This is a genomic window from Paraburkholderia sp. SIMBA_053, from assembly GCF_046534895.1.
GTDB lineage: Bacteria > Pseudomonadota > Gammaproteobacteria > Burkholderiales > Burkholderiaceae > Paraburkholderia > Paraburkholderia caledonica.
Genome location: NZ_JAWRXU010000181.1, coordinates 1 through 386, shown reverse-complemented (window position 1 = coordinate 386; position 386 = coordinate 1). Strand labels below are relative to the sequence as shown.

The window sequence follows — 386 nt, the reverse complement described above, 5'->3', positions numbered from 1 at the left end:
CGCGACGAGCCGCAAACTGGCTGCGTCGAGCGTGCGTGCATCGGCGAAAGTGAGAACGAACGGCGCGCTAATAGCCAACGTGCGGCCGTGCGCGCGATCCGCCACGCAAACACCGCACAGAGAACGGTCGGTAACCGTCCAATGCAGCGCAATCGCGCCATTGCCAAACGCGTAGCTGTCGTTTTGCGCCTGAAAAATGGGCGGACCCGCGTGCATGACGCGCCCCGTCCGCTACTTCACGGTCTGGAGTACCTCGAATCCCTCGAACTCCGGATGCCCGAGATAGAGCGCGCGCGACTCGCTTCCTGCATTCCGGTGCGCGGCGCGAAACGCTTCCGACTGCGTCCACGCCTCGAACGCCGGGCGATTCGCCCACACAGTGTGAC

Annotated in this window: 1 protein-coding gene and 1 pseudogene; both read right to left on the bottom strand. The window is 64.5% G+C overall.

Annotation, left to right across the window (positions count from 1 at the left end; translation table 11 throughout):
* Positions 1-216: pseudogene (locus SB753_RS35175) on the bottom strand (enterotoxin); the annotation flags it as partial.
* A 15-nt stretch (positions 217-231) separates the two neighbouring features.
* A partial coding sequence (locus tag SB753_RS35170) for an antibiotic biosynthesis monooxygenase family protein (RefSeq protein ID WP_410804670.1) occupies positions 232-386 on the bottom strand: 155 nt, incomplete at its 5' end.